This window comes from Polycladomyces subterraneus, assembly GCF_030433435.1.
GTDB classification, from domain to species: domain Bacteria; phylum Bacillota; class Bacilli; order Thermoactinomycetales; family JIR-001; genus Polycladomyces; species Polycladomyces subterraneus.
In genome coordinates this window covers 1-2,314 of the sequence record NZ_JANRHH010000039.1, presented here as the reverse complement: position 1 = coordinate 2,314, position 2,314 = coordinate 1, and the positions used below count along the sequence as shown (strand labels likewise).

General features: G+C 46.5%; 3 protein-coding genes. 1 reads left to right on the top strand and 2 read right to left on the bottom strand.

Annotation, left to right across the window (positions count from 1 at the left end; translation table 11 throughout):
- The first annotated feature begins 491 nt into the window (after positions 1-491).
- Positions 492-926 carry a hypothetical protein gene (locus tag NWF35_RS11350; RefSeq protein WP_301239209.1) on the top strand — a complete coding sequence of 145 codons (435 nt, stop codon included), beginning with the start codon at positions 492-494 and terminating at the stop codon, positions 924-926.
- Positions 927-1,263: 337 nt separating this feature from the next.
- Here NWF35_RS11350 and NWF35_RS11345 read toward each other — a convergent pair whose 3' ends face one another.
- Both NWF35_RS11345 and NWF35_RS11340 read right to left on the bottom strand, forming a co-directional pair.
- Positions 1,264-1,662, bottom strand: coding sequence for a L,D-transpeptidase family protein (locus NWF35_RS11345; RefSeq protein WP_301239208.1), 399 nt, complete (start codon positions 1,660-1,662; stop codon positions 1,264-1,266).
- Positions 1,653-2,135: a L,D-transpeptidase gene (locus NWF35_RS11340; RefSeq protein ID WP_301239207.1), complete on the bottom strand. Its 483-nt coding sequence runs from the start codon at positions 2,133-2,135 to the stop codon at positions 1,653-1,655. Before NWF35_RS11340 ends, NWF35_RS11345 begins: the two co-directional genes overlap by 10 nt.
- Positions 2,136-2,314: the final 179 nt, after the last annotated feature.

Genomic DNA, 2,314 nt, shown 5'->3' with positions numbered 1-2,314 from the left:
CAGTACGCTAGTTCCTTTACATTCACTCTCATAGTTTTACCCAGTGGGAGTGATTGGTTCGCCACTGGATCCTCATACCATGACGTACACAGGAACAAATCCACTACCAGTGGGATGAGCACCGCTCGTACGTTTGATTATAAAGCAAATTGGTTGCCCTTACCATCCCCAAAAGGGGATGCCGAGCAACGCCACCTTTCATCCCACGATTGAAACCGGGTCTTTCAGGCGACTTTTTCTGTAAGGTGCGCACAAACGACGGTTTCCGACAACAACGACGAGGTTCGAAAGGGGAGAGATGGAAACGCCATCTTCCCGTCGCTGTGCGTACCAACAAACAGGATTATAGCTTGATAATCCTGTTTGAGCTATTCATTTCGCTTTTGGGCGGATACAGTTAAGTCAACATTACTGTTGCATAACATACGATTATTTTGTATATTGTTATATAACAGAATTTTTGACCGTTTGTTTGGGGGAAGTGAAAACCAATGAAAAAAAGCGTCAAAAAAGTATATCAAATTGCAGAATCGATTATCCGCGTATTGGAAATCGGGTTGTCCATTTTTTTAGTCATCGGTATCTTCGTCGAAGGAATTTTGCACGAAAAACAATTTTGGAATGTGACTTACGAAGGTGAGTTGCAGTTAATCTTAATGTATATCATCGGCCTCGAAATCGCCATGACGTTTGTCAAACGTGAACCGAATATTATGGTGGACATCCTGATCTTTGCCATCGCTCGAAAAATGATCATCGATACAACAAAAGGTATCGACTTTCTGTTTGGAGCGTTGGCCATCTTTATCTTATACATCGTCAAATGCTATGGGATCAGCTGTATTTTGCTGCCTGGATATTTCCGGCGAGCAACGAACACTCCAAATATGAATACGCACGCCTCCGACACTCAAAGCTCGGGTTAACCGGGAACACACTGAATATTATTTTGTCCGCCATGCATTGTCGGTATTTTTATCCCGTATTCATATCATGTCCGCTAAATCATAAAAACCGGCTCCCTGTACGACCAGGAGCCGATTAACTTTGGGTTCACCTTGGTGATTCGTTTGAATAAAGAGCCCCGGCCATAGTCGACCAAGGTCGTCACTGGGGGATTGGAGATGAGTTGCCAGCTCCATGGATAAATCTGAATCAGGATCCTTAGGGTAGAGGGAGATCCGTCGATTTTAGGGCCATATCTCAAACCGCTTAGGTACTTTCTTGCAGTACCCCGTATAAGAAAACGGGTCTTTTGTCAGTTTATTCCCATAATCCCAATTGAAGGTATTCAACTAACTGAATCTGGGCCGTTACCTTAAGACGATGATCTCTTTGATACCTCTTCACCGCTTCTTCCAAGCCAGCTCCAAACAATCCATCCATTGGCCCGTGATAGTATCCTGCCGCTCGCAGGCGGTTTTGAACCAAGAGGACCAATGATCCCCTGTCTCCACGAACCAGTGTTTTCGGAAGTCCTTCTCCCAGACCCAGAATCGGACCTTCAATGTATACCCGGGTTCCCAGAGGAATTTTAGGAAACAGCGCCTTGATATCCGGATTTAGCAAGCGAATACAACCGTGGCTGGCGTGACGGCCGATGGAATGGGGCCGGTTTGTGCCGTGGATTCCGTACTTACCCCATGGAACATTTAGTCCCAACCATCGGGGACCAAAACCTCCCCCCAATCTCTAGACTTTTCAACCACTTTCCAGTTTCCGATGGGAGTGGGATATTGTTCTTGGCCGACGCCAACAGGATAGGTATCGAGAATTTGATTCCCATCCATTAGGTAAAGTTTTCTTTTCCATAGATCGATGTGAATCCAAAGATCGTCCCCGGATTGGATCAAACCAAAAACGCTTGAATGAAGAACCAGGCTTAAGGTGAGAGTAACGATCAGTTTCAAAGTTCTTCCACCTGCTTGACAGTTTATAAACAGATTTATCTTATCTTTTAAGACCTCCGGCAATACCCGATGGTCAATCCCCTTCTCACGCGTGATTTTGCTCATCGTGCTGGGAGCCGGCTGATCATCCGAGGAAATAGCTACTACCTTGGCAACATCACCCAGCAAGGAGCGCCGGCAATCCAGACGACCACTCGCTACATACAAGTGAGTCAGGATTAACACTCCACACTGCTAAAGCCGTGGGATTCTTGAGTGGTTAACGCCCTCAGTCCATTTCTGTTTCGGGCAACCCTCAAGCTAGGGCTGTGTCATCAGCCCATCCCACCCGGTTAGCACGTACCCGGATGGGCGGCACACCTGTTACCAGTGTGCTAGGCTACTAACCCTGAAATGGCTTTGGC